15 protein-coding genes are annotated in these 22270 nt (G+C 43.8%); 12 read left to right on the top strand and 3 right to left on the bottom strand.

Annotated features, from left to right (window positions below; translation table 11 throughout):
* Positions 1-42: 42 nt before the first annotated feature.
* On the top strand, positions 43-1491 hold the full coding sequence (locus MD535_RS10130) for a pyridoxal phosphate-dependent decarboxylase family protein (RefSeq protein ID WP_265674920.1): 1449 nt from the start codon (positions 43-45) through the stop codon (positions 1489-1491).
* A gap of 91 nt (positions 1492-1582) precedes the next feature.
* On the opposite strand, the gene MD535_RS10125 is transcribed toward MD535_RS10130, so the two are convergent.
* Both MD535_RS10125 and MD535_RS10120 read right to left on the bottom strand, forming a co-directional pair.
* Positions 1583-4708 carry an efflux RND transporter permease subunit gene (locus MD535_RS10125; RefSeq protein ID WP_265674919.1) on the bottom strand — a complete coding sequence of 1042 codons (3126 nt, stop codon included), beginning with the start codon at positions 4706-4708 and terminating at the stop codon, positions 1583-1585.
* Between the two features lie 12 nt (positions 4709-4720).
* The gene (locus tag MD535_RS10120; RefSeq protein ID WP_265674918.1) at positions 4721-5881 is read right to left on the bottom strand and encodes an efflux RND transporter periplasmic adaptor subunit; all 1161 of its coding nucleotides are present in this window, start codon (positions 5879-5881) and stop codon (positions 4721-4723) included.
* Between the two features lie 242 nt (positions 5882-6123).
* Here MD535_RS10120 and MD535_RS10115 point away from each other — a divergent pair, with 242 nt between their 5' ends.
* The 10 genes from MD535_RS10115 (at position 6124) to MD535_RS10070 (ending at position 21053) form a co-directional block, all read left to right on the top strand.
* Complete coding sequence (locus tag MD535_RS10115; RefSeq protein WP_265674917.1) at positions 6124-7668, top strand: arylsulfatase; 1545 nt, start codon at positions 6124-6126, stop codon at positions 7666-7668.
* A 261-nt stretch (positions 7669-7929) separates the two neighbouring features.
* A complete protein-coding gene (locus MD535_RS10110; RefSeq protein WP_265675009.1) occupies positions 7930-10179 on the top strand; it encodes a multiheme c-type cytochrome in 2250 nt (749 codons plus the stop codon).
* 162 nt (positions 10180-10341) lie between these two features.
* Positions 10342-11610, top strand: a complete 1269-nt coding sequence (locus tag MD535_RS10105) for a mechanosensitive ion channel family protein (protein WP_265674916.1) — start codon at positions 10342-10344, stop codon at positions 11608-11610.
* Positions 11611-12194: 584 nt separating this feature from the next.
* Positions 12195-12728: a TRAP transporter small permease gene (locus MD535_RS10100; protein WP_265674915.1), complete on the top strand. Its 534-nt coding sequence runs from the start codon at positions 12195-12197 to the stop codon at positions 12726-12728.
* Entirely contained in the window at positions 12725-13999 is a 1275-nt protein-coding gene (locus tag MD535_RS10095) for a TRAP transporter large permease (RefSeq protein WP_265674914.1), read from the top strand. Before MD535_RS10100 ends, MD535_RS10095 begins: the two co-directional genes overlap by 4 nt.
* A 178-nt stretch (positions 14000-14177) precedes the next feature.
* Positions 14178-15230, top strand: a complete 1053-nt coding sequence (locus MD535_RS10090; RefSeq protein ID WP_265674913.1) for a TRAP transporter substrate-binding protein — start codon at positions 14178-14180, stop codon at positions 15228-15230.
* 268 nt (positions 15231-15498) lie between these two features.
* Positions 15499-15651: a hypothetical protein gene (locus tag MD535_RS10085; RefSeq protein WP_265674912.1), complete on the top strand. Its 153-nt coding sequence runs from the start codon at positions 15499-15501 to the stop codon at positions 15649-15651.
* 103 nt (positions 15652-15754) lie between these two features.
* A complete protein-coding gene (locus tag MD535_RS10080) occupies positions 15755-16846 on the top strand; it encodes an efflux RND transporter periplasmic adaptor subunit (protein ID WP_265674911.1) in 1092 nt (363 codons plus the stop codon).
* Between the two features lie 3 nt (positions 16847-16849).
* Positions 16850-19900, top strand: a complete 3051-nt coding sequence (locus MD535_RS10075) for an efflux RND transporter permease subunit (RefSeq protein WP_265674910.1) — start codon at positions 16850-16852, stop codon at positions 19898-19900.
* Between the two features lie 214 nt (positions 19901-20114).
* Positions 20115-21053 carry a LysR family transcriptional regulator gene (locus MD535_RS10070; protein ID WP_265674909.1) on the top strand — a complete coding sequence of 313 codons (939 nt, stop codon included), beginning with the start codon at positions 20115-20117 and terminating at the stop codon, positions 21051-21053.
* A gap of 133 nt (positions 21054-21186) precedes the next feature.
* Here the strand turns inward: MD535_RS10070 and MD535_RS10065 are convergent, their stop codons facing one another.
* Complete coding sequence (locus MD535_RS10065; protein ID WP_265674908.1) at positions 21187-21567, bottom strand: hypothetical protein; 381 nt, start codon at positions 21565-21567, stop codon at positions 21187-21189.
* A 449-nt stretch (positions 21568-22016) separates the two neighbouring features.
* Between MD535_RS10065 and MD535_RS10060 the strand changes: the two genes are divergently transcribed.
* The coding region (locus MD535_RS10060; RefSeq protein ID WP_265674907.1) for a hypothetical protein at positions 22017-22270 on the top strand (254 nt) is incomplete at its 3' end.

Raw genomic sequence — 22270 nt, 5'->3', positions numbered from 1 at the left:
TTCCATATTATGAAGACACACAACGCAAAGAGAGAAATTATCATGACACATCGCTTTAATGAATATCGTTCACCACTTGAGCAATCGCTAAAACATTCGGTTTCTTACTTAGAGTCTTTGGCAGACAGACCGGTAGATAAAGGGACGAGTTCACAAGCATTACGGACGGCAATTGGTGGACGTTTGCCATTAAAACCGACTGACCCATCACAAGTCATCGATGACATGGTGAAGAATGTTGATGCAGGACTTATCGCGTCAGGCGGTGCTCGCTTCTTTGGCTATGCGATCGGCAGTTCATTTCCAGCATCACTCGCTGCAGATTGGTTAGTAAGCGCATGGGATCAAAATGTGCCTTACTACGTGTCGAGCCCAGCAATGTCAGTAGTTGAAGAAACAGCAGCCGACTGGATGGTTGAGTTACTGGGGTTAAGCCAAGGCACCGCGGTAGGCTTTACCTCTGGTGCACAAGAAGCCATTTATACCGGATTAATTACGGCTCGAAATACCTTGCTTGAACGAGCAGGCTGGGATGTGGCGACACAAGGTCTTTTTGATGCGCCAAGGATCAATGTGGTCGTGAGCGACCAAATTCACTCTACCATCAAACGCGCGCTTTCTATGATTGGCATTGGTTTGGAAACCATTATCACAGTGCCGACGGATGATAATTTGCGGATTATTCCAGATAATCTCACTGAAACTATCGGGCTGCTAGAAGGGCCAACCCTTGTCTGTGCACAAGCGGGATGCATTGATTCTGGTGCCTTTGACCCGTTTAATGAACTGGCTGATGCAGTAGAAGCGCACGGTAACGCTTGGCTACATGTTGATGGCGCGATTGGTTTATGGGCGGCGGCAAGCGATAAACAAAAACACTTACTCGCGGGTATTGAACGAGCAGATTCTATTGATACCGATGGGCATAAGTGGTTCAACATGCCTTATGACAGCGGCATGATTGTCGTAAAAGATGCGGCGGCGTTGTCCAAAGCAATGGGCGGCAGCAATATGGGTGATTACTTGAATGACGCAATGGACAAGCCTGATCGTAATGCGATTAATTTTGGTATTTCTGCGTCTCGACGTGCTCGTGGTGTGCCAGTTTACGCGGCGTTTAAATCACTTGGCAAGGAAGGAATCGTTGAGCATATTGACCACTGTACCGATTTAGCAAAACGTATGGCGAACACACTGGCAGACATAGATGGGATTACCGTTCTCAATGATGTGGTGTCTAATCGATTCTCTGCCCAGTTTGGTCATGGCGATGACGAGTATCGTAATGAACTTACCGCGCGTGTGGTCCATAGGTTGCAAGAAGAAGGCACGTTATACCCGTCAACATCAGGATATAAAGGGCTGAAAACCATGTTATTTTCTGTCTTGAGCTGTCATACCTCTGTCGCCGATATTGATTTGTCTGCAGAAAAAATTATTGAAGCCTACTTAACGGAACAAGAGTGTATGAAGGGTTCGATACGTGGGTAAAATGATACGTTGATACGTTGATAGTTAAAAGCCCCAACGCTAGGTTGGGGCGTTTGTGTATCGATGAGGGCACATAGCAACGATTAGTCGATTACGCCTGCGCGTCTGGCTTGGTTCCTTTTACTTTTTCACGCATCGATTGAAGCATGACGTAAAAAACGGGCACCAAACATGTACCGACGATAGTGGCGGCAATCATGCCACCCATTACTGCGTAACCTAAGGAAACACGGCTTGCAGCGCCAGCGCCTGTCGCAATAACCAGTGGGATAACCCCAAGAATGAACGAGAACGCCGTCATGAGTACTGCTCTAAAACGCAATCGAGCGGCTTTCACTGCAGCGTCCGTAATACTCATGCCTCCTTCGCGTAATTGCTTGGCGAACTCCACAATCAAAATGGCGTTTTTACAAGCAAGTCCAATCAGCAGTACTAGACCAATTTGAGTGTAAAGGTTGATATCTGAGCCCATAATCCAGATGTACACAAAGGCGCCTAATATGGCAACCGGGACAGCTAACATAACGGAAACGGGTACGGTCCAGCTCTCATATTGCGCCACTAAGAATAGGTAGGTGAATATGAGTGCCAAACTAAAGATAAACGGGGCGAGGTTGCCCGCTTTGAGTTCTTGGTAAGTTTGTCCTGACCATTCATAGGTATAACCGTTAGGGAAGGTTGTATCAGCAATACGTTTTACCGCTTCAATCGCTTGCCCAGAGCTATAACCAGGGGCAGGGAACGCATTTACTTTTACCGCGCCGTAAAGGTTAAATTGGTTTATATACTCGGGTCCAAGTTTTGGTTCAACCGTCACCAGAGTATTGAGTGGCACCATATTCCCATCTTTATTGCGAATATAGAACTGAGCGATATCAAGCTCAGAATCCCTAAATTCCGTTTCAGCTTGCATGTTGACCCTAAACACTTTACCGAAACGGTTAAAGTCATTGACATACATAGAGCCAAGCATGGTTTGTAATGTGGTAAAGATACTGCTTAGTTGAACGCCTTGAACTTTGGCTTTTTGTCGATCTACGTCAACAAATAGCTGAGGTACATCCGCTTGGTAGGTACTAAACGCCGCGGCAAGTTCTGGCTCTGTTGTGGCTTCAATAGACGTTGCTCGCATGACGCTTGCTAAGCTTGCAGGTGAGCGACCCAATGTATCTTGAATGTAAAATTCAACACCTGACACCGTACCAACACCAGGTAAGGCTGGTAATGAGAAACCAACCGCTTGTGCTTCACTATAACGAGCAAGGACGCCATTAGCACGCTGAACGATCTGTGACTCAACCAGTGATGGGTCTTGTCGCTCATCCCAGTGAGAGAGGATCACCACCATCAAACCTGCATTCGAAGAGACAGCACCCGAAATGATGGAGTAACCACTTGCAGAAATAACGTTCGTTACGCCTTCAATCTGGTTAAGGTCATCCACCATTTTGGTCATGACTTCTTTGGTTCGGTTTATCGACGCCCCGTTTGGTAGTTGTACGTCAACGAAAAATGCTTTTTTGTCTTCGGTGGGTACAAAACCCGATGGTAACGAAGTGGCAAGTAGCCCAGTCGCTCCAATGAGTAGAGCGTATACCACCCCAACTAACATGAGTTTACGAACCATGCCGGAAACGAAGCCGGTATACTTATCGGTTGCTTTATCAAACACCTTGTTAAATTTCGCATGAAAACCCGTTTCATGAGTTTTAGGTGGGCGTAATAAAGAGGCACACAATGCGGGGCTGAGCGTGAGGGCGTTGACCGAGGAAATTAGAACCGCAATACAAATAGTGATGGAAAATTGCGCATACATTTGTCCGGTAATGCCCGGCATGACCGCTGTCGGAGCGAACACCGCAAGCAAAACTAGTGTTGTAGCGACAACTGGACCCGTCACTTCTTGCATCGATTTTGTCGTTGCATCGACAGCATTTAACCCTTCATCCTGCATGAGGCGAGTGGTGTTTTCGACCACAACAATGGCATCATCTACCACAATACCGATGGCGAGGATAAGTGCGAAGAGGGACACTGTGTTTATGCTCATACCCGTTGCAAGTAGGAAGGCGAAGGTACCAATGAGCGACACGGGAATCGCAATCGCAGGAACCAAGGTTTGCCGAATATCTTGCAAGAATATATAGACAACAAAGATAACTAACGATACCGCGATGAGCAGAGTCTCGATCATCTCATCAATGGAGGTTTCGACAAACTGGGTTGTGTCATAGAGAACCTTGTAGTCCATATCTTCTGGAAACTGTTCTCGTAATCGTGACAGTTCTTCATGAACGCCTTTGGCAACTTCTAGCGCGTTAGCACCACTGGCTTGGTATATAAACAAAAGTGCTGACGCTTTGTTATCGAGCATGGCTTCGGCATCGTAGCTTGCTGCACCGAGCTCGATTCTTGATACGTCTTTTAGGTAGACGGCGCTACCATCTGGATTGGAGCGAATAATGATTTCTTCAAATTCTTCTGGATGACTCAGGCGTCCTTTGGTTGAAAGGGTGTATTGGAACTGCTGATCCCTTGGTACTGGAGCTGCCCCAATTCGCCCAGCAGCCACTTGTATATTTTGCTCTTGAATGGCAGCAATGGCTTCTTCTACCGTGATATTTAGACTTGCCATACGAGTAGGGTTGAGCCAAATACGCATCGAATAATCCATACCACCGATAATACTGACTTTTGAAACGCCATTAACGCGGGCAAGGTTGTCCTTAATATTGATGCCCATATAGTTATTGAGAAATAGGTTGTCGAGTGATTCGTTGGGAGAGACTAGGTTTAGCATCATTAGGATGTTCGGGTCTTGTTTCTCAACTTTGACACCGTTGCGTTGAACCTCGGACGGCAGTCGGGGCATGGCTTGCTGCACCCGGTTTTGCACGTTGACCTGAGCCATATCGACATTACTGCCGACTTCAAAGGTCACACTCAAGTTGTAGCTGCCATCGTTAGCGCCTTTGGACTCCATGTAAATCATGTTTTCCACGCCATTCACTTCCGCTTCAATCACTTTTGCGACCGTATCGGCGACGACTTCGGCGCTTGCTCCAGGGTAGGAGGTGGTGACTGATACCATCGGAGGCGAAATGTTAGGAAACTCTGCGACCGGTAATACCGGAATAGAGAGCAAACCCGATAAAGTCAAAACGATTGAAATGACAAACGCAAATTTGGGGCGATGTATGAAGAACTTACTGATCATAGTGGTGCCTTCCTACTTGTCTTCAGAGAACGGTTGCACGGTGTCCATTTCGTGCTCGACTTCGGCGCCTATTCTGGCTTTTTGTAAGCCTTCAGTAATGATGAGTTCACCTTTTTCTAGACCTTTTTCTACTTCCCAATCAATACCATAGCGTTTTCCGAGTTCAACATTTTTGCGCTTAACGATACTGTCTTTATCGACGGTAAGAATATATCGCCCTTGCTGATCTTCTTGCACCGCTTTTTGAGGGACCAGCATAACTTCTTCAACGGCAGGTGCTTCAATAATCGCGGTCACATAAAGCCCGGGAACGATGATATGTTCTTTGTTAGCAAGCTCAGCGCGTACAGCCAACGTGCCGGTACTTGCATCAACACGGTTATCAATAAAGTCAATCATGCCGACTTCATCAAACATGCTGCCATCTGGAAAGCGCAGTTTTATGGGGAGATCTTCGATTTTATAATTTGAAGTCGATGACTTGTGCGCGCGTTGCGCGTTAATTAGCACTTTTTCAGGAAGCTGAAAGTTGACCCAAATTGGCTCCATCTGTACAAGATTCACTAACTCGGTTTGATCGGGGATGATTAAGTCACCAAGAAAGACTTCGGCACGACCAATTCGTCCACTAAACGGCGCGTAGATTTTGGTGTAGCCAAGTTCTAATTTTGCGTTGTCTAATTCGGCGTTAGCACTTTGCAGCGCTGCGGCGGTCTGTAGCTTCTTCGATAAAAGATTGTCGTAATCGGATTGGCTAATGTACTTATCTTGTATTAACCCTTCACCACGCTTGAAGTTTCTAACCGCTGTGTCATAAGCGGCGCGAGATTGCGCAACCAAGGCTTTCGCCGCTTTCAATGCCGCTTGGTATTGCTCAGGGTCAATTTCAAATAACAGTTGGTCTTTTTCTACGTTACTGCCTTCTTCAAAGTTGGTTTTAAGTAAATTACCACGAATTTTTGCCTTAATTTGGATATCTTGCGTGGCTTCTGTACGCCCAACAAACTCTTCGGTTGGCGTAATTTCTTTCACAATGACTTTGAGTACTTTTACGCTTGGTTTAACCGCCTCTGGAGCGGGAGGGGCGGTGTCACACCCAACAAGAATAACAATAGGTATAAAAAGGGCCGAGACTCGAGTAACGAAACGCTTGGCGCTTGGAATGTAAGACATAAACAATCCTTTGTTTGTAATTAGTTAGATAATTATCAATTAAGTCTATATCAAGATGGAAAAAAAACAGGTTCATTTTGCGCGTAATAACCCATATTTGTTAATAAGTTACGTAATAAGAAACGTTACCTCATGCTATATGGTTATTTGTGCTGGTATATCATGCCATAACTCGCGGTTGTATAAGAAATGAGCTATAGGTTGTATTGCAGGATGCATAACAATAACGGATAGAGGTTTCTATGATACAGAAGTATGGTGTAAAACGTCGTTTGGCTGTCCTTACCATGGCGCTGATGGGAGCGACGAGCGCGATAGCCGCTGACAAACCAAACATTCTAGTAATATGGGGTGATGATATTGGGCAGTCGAACGTCAGTGCCTATACATTTGGTTTGATGGGCTACAAAACGCCGAATATTGATAGCATTGCTAAAGAAGGCATGATGTTTACCGATTACTACGCCGAACAGTCATGTACAGCAGGTCGCTCAACGTTTATTACTGGTCAAAGTGTGTTAAGAACAGGGTTGAGTAAAGTTGGCCTGCCCGGTGCAGACATTGGTCTTCAGGCAGAAGATGCCACCATCGCCGAACTACTAAAACCTATGGGGTACATGACGGGGCAATTTGGGAAAAACCATCTGGGCGACAAAGATGAATTCTTGCCCACGGCCCATGGATTTGATGAATTTTTCGGCAATCTTTATCATTTGAATGCTGAGGAAGAGCCAGAAAATATTGATTACCCGAAAGATCCTGAGTTTCGTAAGAAGTTTGGTCCTCGTGGGGTCATTAAATCATCCGCCGATGGAAAAATTGAAGATACGGGACCTTTGACCCGCAAACGTATGGAAACGGTTGATGAAGAAACACTAGAGGTTGCTTTAGACTTTATGGCTCGTGCGGTAAAAGCCGATAAACCATTCTTTGTGTGGTGGAATGCGACGCGAATGCACTTTAGAACCCATGTAAAAGAAGACAACTTGGGTAAAACTGGCATCAGTTATTACGCCGATGCAATGGTTGAGCACGATAGCCAAGTGGGCGAGTTACTTAAGCAAGTGGATGACTTAGGCATTAAAGACAACACCATCGTCTTTTACTCAACCGATAATGGCCCTCATATGAATTCTTGGCCAGATGCTGGCGCAACGCCGTTCCGTGGTGAAAAAAATACCAACTGGGAAGGGGCGTATCGTGTGCCTGCAATGGTTCGCTGGCCGGGCAAAATTGAAGCTGGTACTGTTTCCAACGAAATTATGCATCATATGGACTGGATGCCGACTTTCCTAGCGGCAGCAGGTGATGACCAAATCAAAGAGAAATTACTGAAAGGACACCAAGCGGGCAATAAAACCTTTAAAGTCCATTTGGATGGTTATAACTTTTTACCATATTTAACCGGAGAAGAAGAGAAAGGTCGCCGTTCTGAAATTTTCTATTTCACTGATGATGGCGATCTCGCGGCGCTGCGTTATAACCATTGGAAAGCCGTGTTTATGGAGCAGCGAGCTACAGGCACCATGAAAATATGGGCAGAACCGTTTGTGACACTGCGTTTACCTAAGTTGTTTAATTTACGCATGGATCCTTATGAGACGGCGGATATAACCTCAAATACTTATTATGATTGGCTTCTTGACCACGCTTATATGTTTGTTCCTGCTCAGGCGTACGTAGGAGAGTTTTTGCAAACCTTTAAGGAATTCCCTCCTAGACAAAAAGCGGCAAGCTTTAGTTTGGATCAGGTCATGGACAAGCTACAAGAATCGCCCAATAAATAACGGGTAGATGGGTGTTATGAATAGAAAGAGCTCAATAGAGCTCTTTTTTGATTCAGCTATTCATTTCAGCTAAAAATCTGTTAATGACTTGTCTAGTAAAGAAAAAGTGTCCTATCTTTCAGCGTAGGAGTGAAAGAAATTTACGTTTGTTCCTTCTGTGATGCGTCGCGATAGATAACAAGGAAGGTTATGAAGAAGTGTGGTGGTAAAGTGTTGGATAGCCGTTTTATGGTCAGTACGTTTGGGCTTATATTGTTATTGATGTCGACCAATATTTTGGCGCAGCAGCCTGCTCCTTCAGGGCTTCAAGCAACGTTTGTAGGAAGTGAGTCGTGTGCCGAGTGCCACCAACAAGCGACGCAGGCATGGCAGGGCTCTCATCATGATAGGGCAATGAAGCATGCCGATAACGAGAGTGTACTTGGAGACTTTAACGACCAGACAGTCGAGCATCAAGGAAAGCGCAACCGCTTTTTTCGTAAGGGCGATGAGTTTTGGGTTAACATTGAAGGTCCCGACGGCCAGTTCCATGACTATCAAATTCACTATACGTTTGCCTTTGAGCCGTTACAGCAATATATGGTGCAATTTGCTGATGGACGTGTACAGCTTATCCCCTTTGCTTGGGATTCAAGAGCGAAAGCGCAAGGGGGGCAACGCTGGTTCCACTTATACCCAGATATGACACCAACAGACGAATTCTATTGGATGAACGCCGGACAGAATTGGAACTTTATGTGTGCCGATTGTCATTCCACCAATCTACAAAAGAACTATGAACCTGCGACGAATACCTACAACACGAGTTGGTCGGAGGTTAATGTAGGATGCGAAGCCTGCCATGGCGCGGCGAGTGAACATATAACGTTGGTGAACCTCGTAGGAAAGACACCAGAAACGTTAATTCCGAAGCATTTTGGGTTTGATCGTGATCTGTCCAAACCGGTAAAAGAATGGGTCTACCAGCAAGGCAGTAAAACGTTACAGCCGAAAGAGATAGTGGCGACAAATCAGCTTCAAACGTGCGCGCAGTGCCACAGTCGTCGGACACAATTGAATGAAAGTGGCGATCATGTAAATGGCTCGTTTTTTGACCGGTACCGTCTTAGTTTAATTTCTGCTGAACTTTATTATTCAGACGGACAGATTTATGACGAAGACTATGTTTATGGGTCTTTCTTACAATCTGCAATGGCAGAAAAAGGCGTTACATGTACCAACTGCCATGACCCCCATAGCGCCAGACTCTCCATCCCAGAAGAAGCCGTATGTGGCCAGTGTCACAGTGCCGCAGAGTACACGCCAGAAAAACACACCTTCCACTTAGTAAACAGTGAAGCATCACAATGTACGACTTGTCATATGCCGGAAACCACTTACATGCAGGTTGACCCGCGTCGAGATCATAGTTGGCATGTTCCAAGAGCCGATTTAAGTCAGCATACTAAGACGCACAATGTATGCACGCAATGCCATGATGATAAAACGGACCAATGGGCTGATGAGCAGATAGGGGAGTGGTTCCCAGCCTCACGTTACCGGAATCAACAGCATTTTTCTGTTGCTTTTAATGCCGATACGATAGGGCATCAAGCCGCACCGGATGCATTGGCATACGTTGCTCAAGATGCGACGTTAAGTAACATTATTCGGGCCTCTTCTTTGGAACGAATGAGCGGTAATAGTGGTAAGAACACACTTATCGCACTAGGTCGCGCTGTCAAACATGAAAATGAAATGATCCGACTTGGCGCGATTGCGGGCTCATCTGGGTATAACGGTGTAGACCGATGGCAAATTCTTAATCCTTTGTTAGCGGATCCTGTGCTATCGGTACGCGCTGAAGCCGCAGGAGCACTTGTGCGTTACTGGCGTGAATTCAACCCTGCGCAAAAACAGACGCTAAATAAACCATTGAATGACTATATTGCTATTCAAGAATTCAATTCTGATAGAGGGTTTGGTCGAACCAATCTCGGCAATGTATATCGTGATATTGGTGAGACAGAAAAGGCGATCAACTACTATTTGGGGGCGATAGACATAGAGCCTTACTTTGAAAATAGTTATGTCAACTTGGCAGATTTGTATCGAGGACAAGGTGATGAACGCCTAGCGGTAGCCACTCTAAAACGGGGGATAGTCGCGCAACCTAAATCGAGTGTTTTGCCGTACAGCATGGGTTTGACTTTGTTGAGACAAAAAGAGTATGTCGAAGCAAGAAAATACCTACGACGGGCTGCCGAGCAAGCCAGTAATGATTCGCAGTATTGGTATGTCTACGGATTATCTCTTGAATCAGTGGATGTACTGGCTGCAGGAGAGGCTCTCAATAAAGCGTATCGATTAAGTGGTAATCCCCAGCACTTGTATGCGCAGTGCGACGTCTTAGCGAGAAATGACCAGAAAGGCGCTATAGCAGCGGCTACTGAGCAATGTTTTAATACACTAAGTACTGTTGTTCCTTCTAGTATTGTTGAGCAGTTGAAGGCAAAGTCACAGCGTAAGTAATGGATGTTGCCTGTGTTGGGATTGGCCTACGAAAGATGAACGAAGCATAAAGGCTTATATTCTAGGGTCTAATGGTATCGGGTAAATTATTGGTATCTGTTATGATTGGCTGGTTTTTAGAATTAAATGTTGAACGTTGTGCGCATTACTAAGGGTGGGTTCGTGTTAGATAATCATATTCGGAATTATATTTCACAAAAGTTATCGGCGGTGGGTATTCATAGCGATCCATATGGTATCGAGTTGACCTCAGTGTTTATATTGGCGAGCCTTGCCGTATCGGCCATCTTTTATTTGGTAATACATCATTTAATAGTACGGTCGGTAAAAAACGTATTGCAAAAAACCAACCCCTCATTGAATGACAGTTTAACCAAATACGACTTACTGGGAAAAATAACGTTGCTGATACCCATTATGGTATTGGACGTGTTGATTCCCATCGCTGTGGGTCACTACGATATGCTGGCGAGTGTGTTTGACCGCATTTTGGGTATCTTGGTTTTATTTATGATTGTCTGGATTGTTTTTTCTATTCTAGATGTCCTCAATGACATTGCGACGTTTAGAGGTATTACTCGTCGAATGCCAATAAAGAGTTTTGTTCAGCTGACTAAATTGTTTACGTTCTTTGTCGGCATTGTGGTTTCAATGTCGATGCTAGCGAACGAATCCCCAGTGATATTCTTGTCTGGATTGGGGGTAGCAACAGGTTTCGTCATGCTGGTTTTCAAAGATACGATCTTAGGGTTTGTTGCCGGTATTCAGCTATCGGCAAATCGCATGATCAGCTTGAATGACTGGATTCAAATGAACGCCTATGGTGCCAATGGCACGGTGGAAGAAATTTCGTTGACTACCGTTAAGGTTCGCAACTTTGATAATACAGTGACGATGCTTCCTGCGTACGCGTTAGTGCAAAATGCGTTTATTAACTGGCAAGGAATGTCAGATACCGGTGGGCGACGTATAGAACGCTCGCTGAATGTTGATGTCACTTCGATTCGTTTTATGTCAGATAATGAGATCGAAGAAATGAAAAATATTCGTATTTTGCGGCAGTATATTTATGAAAAGTCACGTGATATTAACGATTACAATGATGGGTTGGATGGCGCCGATGGAATAGGAAATATACGTAGGATGACGAACCTGGGTCTATTTCGTGCTTACATTAATGCCTATTTACGAGTAAACAAAGATATTCATCAATATATGTTGATTATGGTTCGCCAGTTGCAGCCTACGCCACAAGGTATTCCGCTTCAAGTTTACGCGTTTTGTAATAATACTGATTGGGCTATTTATGAAGGCGTTCAGGCTGATTTATTTGACCATATTTATTCAATGATGCCTCACTTTGGACTACGCCCATATCAAGCTTTTACTAGTCATGACGCTGCTCAAATAGGGCCTGGTCAATTCAAGTAAATGCAGGCGACGGACGATTGCTGAATAACAGTCTTTATTGATTCACGACCTCTATTGAATCACTATCTCTACTGAATGAACGTATGAGGCATGGTTTCTAACGCCATGCTTCTACCATTGAACATTAATATTAGTTCTCACGTCTGATTAATGTCGGTAATAGACATGGTATGGGTATTTCATCAGTACTTCTCTGACCCCCTCCTGTTATTGAAGCGTTAAAACATGCTTCACATCAAATTTTTGTTATTGAATTTTACAAATAAAAACATGTTACTTTTTATCATTGGTGTTGTTGTGGTTTTGTAACTCTTTGATTTTTATTTTAATTGTGACTTGTTACTTTCTAACTCTCTGGTGACTGCGTGAATTTGGCTTGTTGCGATTAAATGCTTTAAATTCAAGTGCTTACCTTGATACTTCTTGATTTATGTTTGAAAGTATCATGCTTTTATTCTTTTGTGACCGCTGTCATTTTTACTGACAAATTTAATAGGTAGAGTGCAATGACCTGATGAGGAAACGCATTATTTCGATGATTTATCTTTCTATAGGTTTGTATTCAACGGAAAGGAATAGGGCTTATGACATTACCCAATAATATAATTACCACAACAAAGCTTCGGTTGAATAAAGCCAATCAACTGTGCGTCGGGATATTGACGACATTACTTATTCTTGATGTTTGGTTGGGCGTTCTTGATCGTTATATTTTAAAGCTTCAGCTTGTCTGGGTGGAAGAAATGGCTCGTTACATCATGATATGGGCAATTTTGATGGCCGTTCCATGCTGTACCGCAGGTCGAGAGCATATGGGATTGGAGTTTGTGACAAAACGCTTTCCTGATTTAGTGCAACGTATTATCAAAATAATTGTCGGTGCGATTACGTGTGCTTTCTTTTGCTATATCGCCTATTTGGGTTACGCATTTGCAGAAAAAGGGGCCAGTCAGTTATCCACTGTATTTTCAATGCCAATGTCCTATGCCTACGCTGCGGTCCCGGTGACATTTGCACTATCAGGGTTCCAAGCTTTTCTTGTTTGGTTAGAGGATTTGTACGCATTCAAATTGAGTTTATCTCAAAACATCGTTGCCATTGAAGGAGAGCAGTCATGATTGGATTCATATTTGCAGGGCTTATGTTAATTGGTGCTCCCATAGCAATCGCGCTCGGTATTGCTGGGTTAGCCGGAATGTATGATGTTGGTGGTGCACACTTTACTTCTTTGGCACCAAGTAAAATATTTAATGGTTTGAATATATTCCCATTTCTAGCGATGCCATTTTTCATCCTCGCGGGTGAAATAATGAATCATACAGGCATCACAAATCGTTTAGTGTATTTAGCTGAGGCTTTAGTCGGGCACTTTCGGGGCGGGTTAGCACATTCAAATATGGTTGCATCGGTTTTCTTTTCAGGTATTACGGGCTCCGCCACAGCAGATGCTGCAGCCTTTGGGCGCACATTGGTGCCCGCGATGGTCAAGCAAGGCTATACCAAAGACTACGCCTGTGCTGTTACCGCAGCAGGTTCCATTATTGGGCCTACCATTCCACCATCTGGCTTAATGGTGGTCTACGGTTCACTCATGGGAGTGTCGATAGGTGGCCTATTTGCTACAGGGATCCTACCGGGAATATTAGTCTGCTTGGTGTGTATGGCAATCATTGCATCCATGGGTAAGCGAAAAAATTTACCAAAAATGAGCGAGCGAGCCACGCTTAAAGAAGTACTCGACCACTTTAAAAATTCTGCTTTAGCCTTGTTGATGCCACTTATCATTCTGGGTGGCATTGTGTTTGGCATTGTTACCCCAACGGAAGCGGCGTCTATCGCGGTGGCATATGCACTCGTTATTGGTACGTTTATTTATAGAAACCTGACCATTAATGCCTTATTTCAAATGATTGTACGTACGTCGCAAATATCAGCGGTTATCTACCTGATAATTGGCTCGGCGTCGATTCTTGGCTGGTGGTTGAGCTTTAACCAAATCCCTCAAATGATCGCAGATATGTTCATCGCGCTATCAGATAACCCAAATGTCATCTTGGCGCTGATCATTGCATTGCTTTTGACGGTTGGCATGATTATGGATATCAATGTCATGCTGGTGATTTTAGCCCCTATTTTGGTGCCGCTAACGGCAGAAATCGGCATGGACCCTTTACATGCTGGTATCGTATTCATCTTGGCTTTGAATATCTCGCTGATGACACCGCCAATAGGCGCTTGTTTATTCGTACTCTCATCCGTGACAGGCGCAAAAATTGAAGGTATCTCTAAGGAACTAATGCCGTTCTTAATTGGTCAATTGGTTCTGTTATTTGCCATAGCGTTCTTCCCTGACATTGTCTTATTTATTCCAAGATTACTTGGTTACTAACGCCTTGGATTATTTATCTAGCGGGGGAGTTGCGAGCTTGTTACCCCTCCGCTATATGAACAACAAACATAGACGCTGACGCCCAAACAGCAATGGTAGGCAAACGTCGATAAAAAAGAAATTAGAGTTAATACAACACACCCCCTACACAAAACCAGTTCATAGAAATGGAGTCATTATGAAAACACTAACCAAAACGCTCGTCGCTGCTGCTCTTGCTGCAAGTTTTGTTACTGCCCCTTTTGCCATGGCAGAGAAAGTATTGCGTATCGGCCATGACAACAAAGCTGACATTATGGAAAACCCAGCTCACGCGTTTACTGGCGTATTTAAAAATATCGTCGAAACGGCAACAAACGGGGAGATTAAGGTTCAAGTTTTCCCGAGCAACCAATTGGGTAATGCTAAAGAACATATTCAAATGGTTCGTGATGGACAGTTACAAGGTACGTTATCACCAGTAGGACCGTTAGCGGGCTACTACCCAAGGATCGGTGTGCTGGATGTGCCTTTTGCGTTCGATAATAACGCGTCTACCTATCAAGTGCTCGACGGTCCGTTTGGGCAAACCCTAGCTCGTGATATTGAAGCTGAAATGAAAGATGTGAAAATACTAGGCTTCCCTGATACAGGCGGTTTCTTCTCTGTGACTAACTCAAAGCGCCCAATTGAAACGCTGGAAGATTTTAAAGGTTTGCGCATTCGTACAATGACTTTACCGACGCACCAAAAAATCATTCAGTCACTGGGGGCGGAAGCGTACCCATTATCATGGGGAGAAGTATATTCATCTTTGCAGACAGGTGTTATCGACGGTCAGATGAACCCAGTACCAACAGTCTCATTCGCTAAGTTTAACGAAGTACAACAATACTTAACGTTAACGAATCACCTTTTTGCCCCATATACCTTTATGGTGAATAAAGACTTCTATGATGGTCTAACGGCGGATGAACAAAAAATTGTTGCAGACGCTGTAGAGATTGCATTAAGTGCAAACCGTGGTCTATCGCGTTTGATCGAAGCATCTGATGATCGCGGCTTAGCTGGCCTTAAGAAAAAAATGAAGATTAATTCATTAACGAATGAGCAGCGTGAGGCGATGCGTCAAGCCACTCAACCAGGTGTGAAGAAGTACGTCCGTGAAACTCACGGTGAAAAAGGCGCTGAGTTGCTCGATCTATTCCTGAGTGAAGTCGATAAAGCAAACAACTCAACGTACCTACAATAAATAATTAGCATTAGCCCGACATGATATTGAACAAGCCTTAATTTATGTTAAGGCTTGTTTTTATGTTATTAAAATGTCGGTACTATAGAACGGCTGTGGTTGATTCATTCGTGATGGCGCGCCAACCCTCCCACCTCAAAAATAATCCTTGCATTCATTTATTTTCCATTAGTAGCTAGTAAGACTTAGTACTATTAAGTCCTTAATATGATGCCTTTATTCCTCGCTTAAATATGAATCTCTGTTTTCAGCGCAAATGGAGAAGGCAGTGAAAGGCAGTGGTCAAAAACCAACTCGATTGGTGCGCACGGAGTTGGAGTCGCCAGTGTATTGGCACCATGCCTTCAGTACCCGTTCAAAGGTTAACGACCACTTGGCGTCGACAAAACTGAGCGACCTTTTTGGCGGTGGCGAAGGTTAGCACCGTCTAATTAATACTGTGATGGAATTGAATTTCTCTAATTCATCGTCTAATAACGCGTATTACTCCAAAATTGTCACCATTTATAATTTTGGAGATTTCCATGTCTGTTACAACGCTATGTCGCTCATTCATTTTATTGAGTCTTTCGGTAATCCTTGCCGGATGTTCGAGTGAAGAGAGCTCGTCGACAGTGAAGACGCCTCGACCGGTACGTTTAACGGAAGTCGTGTTACTTGATTCACAAGAGATCCGTCGTTTCCCTGCACAAGTACTGGCTTCCAAGGAGGTTGAATTGTCCTTTAGAGTGGCTGGCGAGGTGGTGGAATTTAATATCAAGCCTTCGCAGATAGTTAGCAAGGGGCAGGTAATCGCTCGCGTAGATGACCGAGATTTTAAAACAGACGTTGAATTAAAGGTGGCAGATTTTGATTTGGCAAATCGAGAATTTGAACGAGCTAAATCAATGCGAGAGAAACAACTGCTCGCACAATCCGACTTTGATAGTGCTCAAGCACGTCTTAATGTCGCAAGTGGTGCGCTTACCCTTGCTAAAGATCGTCTAAAGGACACCATTATTCGCGCGCCTTTTTCTGGAAGAGTAGCGTCGACACAAATCGAAAACCACCAGGTGGTTCAAGCGCAGCAACCGATAGCTCTACTTCAAGATGACCGCAATATCGATATTACTATTCAACTACCTGAGCATATTTTAAGCCGAATTAATCGTATTGGGATGGACAAAACGTATTCGCCAGTTGTGACATTTAACAGCTCTGAGCATGCTTATTCTGCGTCATACAAGCAGCACAAGACATTGGCCACACAAGGTACTCAAAGCTATGAAGTCACATTCACTATGCCGGCGCCCAATGCTGAGTATACGGTCTACCCTGGGATGGGAGCGACCCTTCATCTTAACTTAGGTAAAATCGTTGCCCAACCAAACTCCACGGTACGCTACGTCGTGCCCGCGACCGCTATATTAAATAATGACATGACTGGACAAACACAAGTTTGGGTATACGACTCTGGTCAGGTTTCTGCAGTGGACGTGACCACCGAAAAAATCACCTCGCGTGGCGTGGTCATCTCTGCGAAATTGAAACCAGATTCACGTATTGTGAGCGCTGGTTTAAACAAGCTCTATGACGGCATGTCTGTTGTGTCGATCACTCGCGAAAGGGGCCTGTAATTTATGAATTTAACCAATTACGCGCTCAAAAATAGAGTCATAAGCTTGCTTGTCGTGTTGATTTTGTTGGTGGGAGGCGTATTTTCATTTCGCAGCTTAGGCCAGTTAGAATTTCCCGCGTTTCCAATTCCGCAAGCGCTAGTGAATACCAGCTACCCCGGTGCATCTGCTTTGCAAGTTGAAGAAGAGGTGACACTTCCTATAGAGCGCGCCATATCGGAATTAGAATATGTAAAAGACGTTGAGTCTTTTACCAGTGCGGGGTTGTCACAAATTACGGTAGTGTTAAAGGAAACGGTGCAAGCACAACAGCAGCCTCAGGTATGGGATGAATTGCGCCGTAAGGTTGGTGACGTACAACAACGTTTACCTCCGGGCGTAGTCCCGTCAAGAGTCGTGGACGATTTTAGCGATGTCTTTGGTATTTTGTATAACGTCACAAGTGATGAATACGACTACCGTGAGCTGCAAAGTTACGCTGAATACCTTCAACGTGAATTACTAGTGATTAAAGGTGTGAAGAAAGTCAGTCTGGCTGGGCTGGTTTCAGAGCAGGTTGTCATCGAGATTTCTCAGCAAGATTTGAACACCTTAGGGCTAGAGCCTGCATGGCTCTCACGCCTAGTTCACAATCAAAATATGGTATCAAATGGTGGTGAGCTGCTTGTTGATGGGCAGTCAATTCGGATTCATACAACGGGTGAATTCGACGAAATTGAATCGCTAAGAGCGTTTAAGTTCAGTCCTCCGGGAAGCAGTGAACTGATACAACTTGGCGATATCGCGACCGTAAGCCGTCAGTTCCAAGATACACCCACCACACTGTATCGAAGTAACGGAGAACGTGCGGTTTCTTTAGGCGTTTCGTTTTCAGATGGTGTAAACGTTGTAGAGGTGAGTAATCGCGTCGAAGAAAAATTACAAGAAATTGATTTTAAACGGCCTATTGGTATCGAGCTTGTCAATGTTTATGACCAAGGTGCGGTGGTTGCCGAATCGGTGTCTGACTTTGTGGTGAGCTTGGTTGAGGCGGTCTTGATTGTGATCGTGGTGTTGTTATTTGCAATGGGACTTCGTTCTGGCTTGCTGATGGGCATGATTTTGCTGCTTACTATTCTCGGTACGTTCATTGGGATGAAGCTGTTGGCAATAGAAATTCAAATCATCTCACTGGGTGCATTGATTATTGCGCTCGGTATGCTGGTTGATAACGCGATTGTCATTACCGAAGGCGTGTTAATTGGCCTCAAGCGAGGGCAAAACAAAAGTCAGGCGATTCAAACCATTGTTAAGCAGACGCAGTGGCCACTATTAGGGGCAACATTAATAGGCATTATTGCCTTTGCTCCTATCGGATTGTCAGCGGATGCGACAGGAGACTTTCTGGGATCGCTTTTCCAAGTATTGGCGATTTCGCTGATTCTAAGTTGGCTCCTTGCCATCACCCTGACGCCATTATTTTGTGAAATAATGTTTAAAGAAGAGATAGCTAAAGGAGAGAGCGCGTCTTCTGACCCATATAAGGGCATTATCTTCACGTTGTATCGTTCGATCCTTATGAAAGCACTAACTTATCGCTGGGTATCGGTCGCGATGACGATGGGATTGCTGTGTCTTGCCGTCGTGGGGTTTGGTTCGGTTAAGCAAGCCTTTTTCCCACCTTCAAATACACCGATATTTTATATCGATGTTTGGATGCAACAAGGGACCGATATTCGTGAAACGGAAGAGCAAATTCGCGGCGTGGAGCAACTCGTTGAATCCTTTGATGATGTCGTGAATATTACCACCGTCATGGGGAGCGGCGCGCAGCGATTTATTCTCACTTACGCCCCAGAAAAAGCATACAGCAGTTATGGGCAGCTTATGGTCGAAGCAAAGGACTTAGCGGCCATTCGAGCGATATTGCCAACAATGCAATCAAAATTAGACGCGCTTTATCCAGCGATTGATTTCAAATTTAAACTGATGGACTTAGGGCCATCTCCTGCTGCAAAAGTAGAAGCTCGCTTTTATGGGGCCGACCCTGTGGTACTTAGACAATTGGCCTCGCAGGCAAAGGACATCATGAATGCCGAGCCGAAGGCAACCGCCATTAGGCATTCGTGGAGAGAGCAAACCACCGTCATTGAACCTCAATTGGATAACGTTTCAGCGAGACGCGTAGGGATCACCAAGTCTGACTTGGATGCCACGTTACTGCGTAATTTTAATGGTGAACAAATTGGTTTGTATCGAGATGGTAGCCACATTATGCCTATCACTTTGAGAGCGCCCGACCATGAACGCTATGACGTTGACCGACTACCAGAAATTCAGGTTTGGAGCACCGAGCAAGGACGTTATATCCCGATCACCCAGGTCGTATCTAGTTTTGAATTAACGACCGAAGATTCGTTGATTGTGCGTCGAAATTTCAAGCGTGTTATTTCTGTGATGGCGGATGTTGCACCATTTAGTGATGACACGGCGGAGTCGTTACGACGTGCTGTTGCCTCCGATATCGAAGCGATTCAACTTCCTCCTGGTTACCATTTTGAGTGGGGAGGTGAATATGAAAGCCAAGCAAAAGCAACGTCAAATCTCATGGGTTCGTTACCTACGGGTTACTTTATGATGTTCTTGATTACCGTTTTGTTATTTAACACAATACGGGCCCCAATCGCGATTTGGTTGACCGTGCCTTTAGCTTTGATTGGCGTAACTGCGGGCTTGTTGTTACTGAATATTCCATTTTCATTCACGGCGCTACTGGGCTTACTCAGCCTATCTGGCATGATCGTGAAAAATGGCATTGTTTTGGTTGAGCAAATTAACATTGAAACGCAAGAAGGAAGTGAACTTTCCAGCGCTATCATTGACGCCAGCGTAAGCCGTGTTCGCCCCGTATGTATGGCAGCAATCACGACAATGTTAGGAATGATTCCACTCGTCTTTGATGCCTTTTTTCAATCGATGGCGGTCACCATTATATTTGGACTTGGCTTTGCTACGCTCTTAACGTTACTTGTTCTACCCGTGTTCTATTCATTAATGTATCGAGTTTCCCACTGATAGGTCCTTCCGGGTTGATGCTCATTTCATTGGTCTGAATTGAGTATCAACCGAAATAGACAACAATGGTCACCTGCTTATCAAGGTGATATATCATAAAGTACCGTTTAAACAATTACATATGCAGTTATGTGCTCTACAACGTTAAGTGTGAATACCTAGCCTATCGTTGAAAATAATCCTATATTAAGAGGAGTGAAATTGAGGGTTGAGAATGAAAAATAAGCTGCGAGATTTAGACTTAAATCTGATGAAACTTTTAAAAGCGGTCGTTGAAACGAAAAATACTCACCTAGCGGCAGAACAGTTAAAAATATCACAGACGAGCGTGAGCCGTGGTTTAGCCAAACTGAGAGAAACATTTGGGGACCAACTTTTTTTACGTAAAGCGCATGGCGTTGAACCTTCAGAATTGGCAGAGAAGTTGGCTGAAGCTGCAGATGAAATGTTAAACCCTATCGCGAAGGTGATGGAATCGTATTACCAGTTCGATCCTAAAACGTTTGATGGGAAAGTTTCTATTGTTGCGTACGCCTATTTATTAGATATTGCGGGTGCTGAACTGCTCAAAACATTGCAGTTGGCTTTACCCAACGCTAAGTTTGAACTCGATCATTGGCAGTCACATTCGTTGGTCGATATACTTGACGGCAAAATTGACTATGCTATCCAATTAGGTCAATTTCCATTCCCGCAAGGTGTCTATACACACTTACTTGATGAGCATTGTTTGGGTATTGTTGCTAGAAAGGATCACCCGGTGTTATGTCAATCTAACGATTGGGAAGAAATCTACCAGCTCCCTGTTGTTCAATTGTATCTGGCGGGTATTAACTATAATAAGAGTGCCTTAGAAGAGTTTTATTCTGCTAGAGGTAAACAAGCTAATGTTATATTAAAAACACACAGCCTGAAAGCTGCTGTGTATCAACTCATTAGTTCTGACTCAATCTGTTTTTCTGGTCACTACATGAGTGATTTGGATGATCGCTTACAGTTGTTCACACTCCCTGCTAGCGCACAACAAAACACGCAGATTGTGGGGGGGTATTTACAAACCAGAAGAGGGTACCCACTTCAACAATACTTACATCAGGTACTTCAGACGTTTTTTGATGATTTATCTGAAGGGAAAGCTATTGCTGTTGGGTAAAGTAACCGTTTAATGCGTCACTCTAATCAGTGCGGGTGCGTAAGCCTCCTAATCTAGGAGGCGCCTAATTTATTTATTAATATAGAGAAGTAGGTTAGGTATCCTATTGCGACAATTAATATAGGTATATACTTCATGATTGTTTTTCGCTGATGATATCATTTTTTTGAGGTGCGTAGCGTGGGCCTAAAGCAATCACTATTTCTCTTTGAATTGGTTTGTTAATGTAGTTACTTTCTAGTGATATATCATCTAACCAATAGACATCGGCAAGTAAATGAATGTCATCAATTAACTCTTTACAGCGTTGCGAGCTAAGGGAGGAGACATCCGTTGGAAAGTCCTCTGTCAAATCTATCACAATGATACGCTGATGTTTTTTTAGAATATTCGATACTATATCTTCTAATTTAAGTATCCCTTCTCCACGATGAAAAATAAACACGACATTCTCACCTTCTCCGATGTCATGAATGTGATACTTCCTATCATTTAAATAAATGTCTTTTGACATTACCGAAGTGGATCTTATTGATTTCATGTTGTTATTTATAGTCATGTTATGGGTGGGACTAGTGTGACTTATTATGCTAGTGAGAGCTAAGAATTACAGAAATTCAATTGTGCATGTTTTAGTGCAAATTTGAATTTCTGTAATCCATACTCCAATGTTGCGACTGTCGTTATTATATAGATATGTCGTTGTTCGTAAAACTCATGATGTCAAAAAGCTGGTTGGGATGCTGGGAATCGATATAACATTAAGTGTTTAGTATGATGATAAATAAAGTAATTTATTTTAATGTCGGATTTTTAATTGGGGTGCTCATTTGAAGTTAATCAATTTCATTTTTAAACCGTTTGTTTTACATAAAAGAAGCGATAGTAAACTCTATATTGGAGTGCTTTTAGCCTATGCTTTAGGAATTTATGTAATCGTGAAGTGATAATTATGGTAAGACAATGAGTGATAATTTAAAGAAAGTAAATAAGTTTTTAACCGCCATCGGTTGTAGAGATTTAAAAGCAATATCTTCTGTTTGCCGTGATGACTTCGTCTATGAGGTAGCATCAAAATCGATCGAGTTTAACACCCTTAAGGGAGATGAGGCTTTTCTGTTTTTATCAGTGATGTCAGGTGAGTTTTATCAAGATATGACATTTGATTATCAGATTATACGGAGTGTCGAAACGCTAGAACTGATGGTTGTTGAGTT

Source organism: Vibrio qingdaonensis (assembly GCF_026191675.1).
Taxonomy (GTDB): domain Bacteria; phylum Pseudomonadota; class Gammaproteobacteria; order Enterobacterales; family Vibrionaceae; genus Vibrio; species Vibrio qingdaonensis.
This window is presented reverse-complemented; position numbering and strand designations above follow the sequence as displayed.

Excerpts from the sequence above, each read along its gene's own strand:
- MD535_RS10130 (WP_265674920.1), top strand. The coding sequence starts at position 43 with ATGACACATCGCTTTAATGAATATCGTTCACCACTTGAGCAATCGCTA.
- MD535_RS10110 (WP_265675009.1), top strand. The coding sequence starts at position 7,930 with ATGTCGACCAATATTTTGGCGCAGCAGCCTGCTCCTTCAGGGCTTCAA.
- MD535_RS10070 (WP_265674909.1), top strand. The coding sequence starts at position 20,115 with ATGAAAAATAAGCTGCGAGATTTAGACTTAAATCTGATGAAACTTTTA.
- MD535_RS10125 (WP_265674919.1), bottom strand. The coding sequence starts at position 4,708 with ATGATCAGTAAGTTCTTCATACATCGCCCCAAATTTGCGTTTGTCATT.
- MD535_RS10095 (WP_265674914.1), top strand. The coding sequence starts at position 12,725 with ATGATTGGATTCATATTTGCAGGGCTTATGTTAATTGGTGCTCCCATA.
- MD535_RS10090 (WP_265674913.1), top strand. The coding sequence starts at position 14,178 with ATGAAAACACTAACCAAAACGCTCGTCGCTGCTGCTCTTGCTGCAAGT.
- MD535_RS10100 (WP_265674915.1), top strand. The coding sequence starts at position 12,195 with ATGACATTACCCAATAATATAATTACCACAACAAAGCTTCGGTTGAAT.
- MD535_RS10075 (WP_265674910.1), top strand. The coding sequence starts at position 16,850 with ATGAATTTAACCAATTACGCGCTCAAAAATAGAGTCATAAGCTTGCTT.
- MD535_RS10080 (WP_265674911.1), top strand. The coding sequence starts at position 15,755 with ATGTCTGTTACAACGCTATGTCGCTCATTCATTTTATTGAGTCTTTCG.
- MD535_RS10120 (WP_265674918.1), bottom strand. The coding sequence starts at position 5,881 with ATGTCTTACATTCCAAGCGCCAAGCGTTTCGTTACTCGAGTCTCGGCC.
- MD535_RS10065 (WP_265674908.1), bottom strand. The coding sequence starts at position 21,567 with ATGTCAAAAGACATTTATTTAAATGATAGGAAGTATCACATTCATGAC.
- MD535_RS10115 (WP_265674917.1), top strand. The coding sequence starts at position 6,124 with ATGATACAGAAGTATGGTGTAAAACGTCGTTTGGCTGTCCTTACCATG.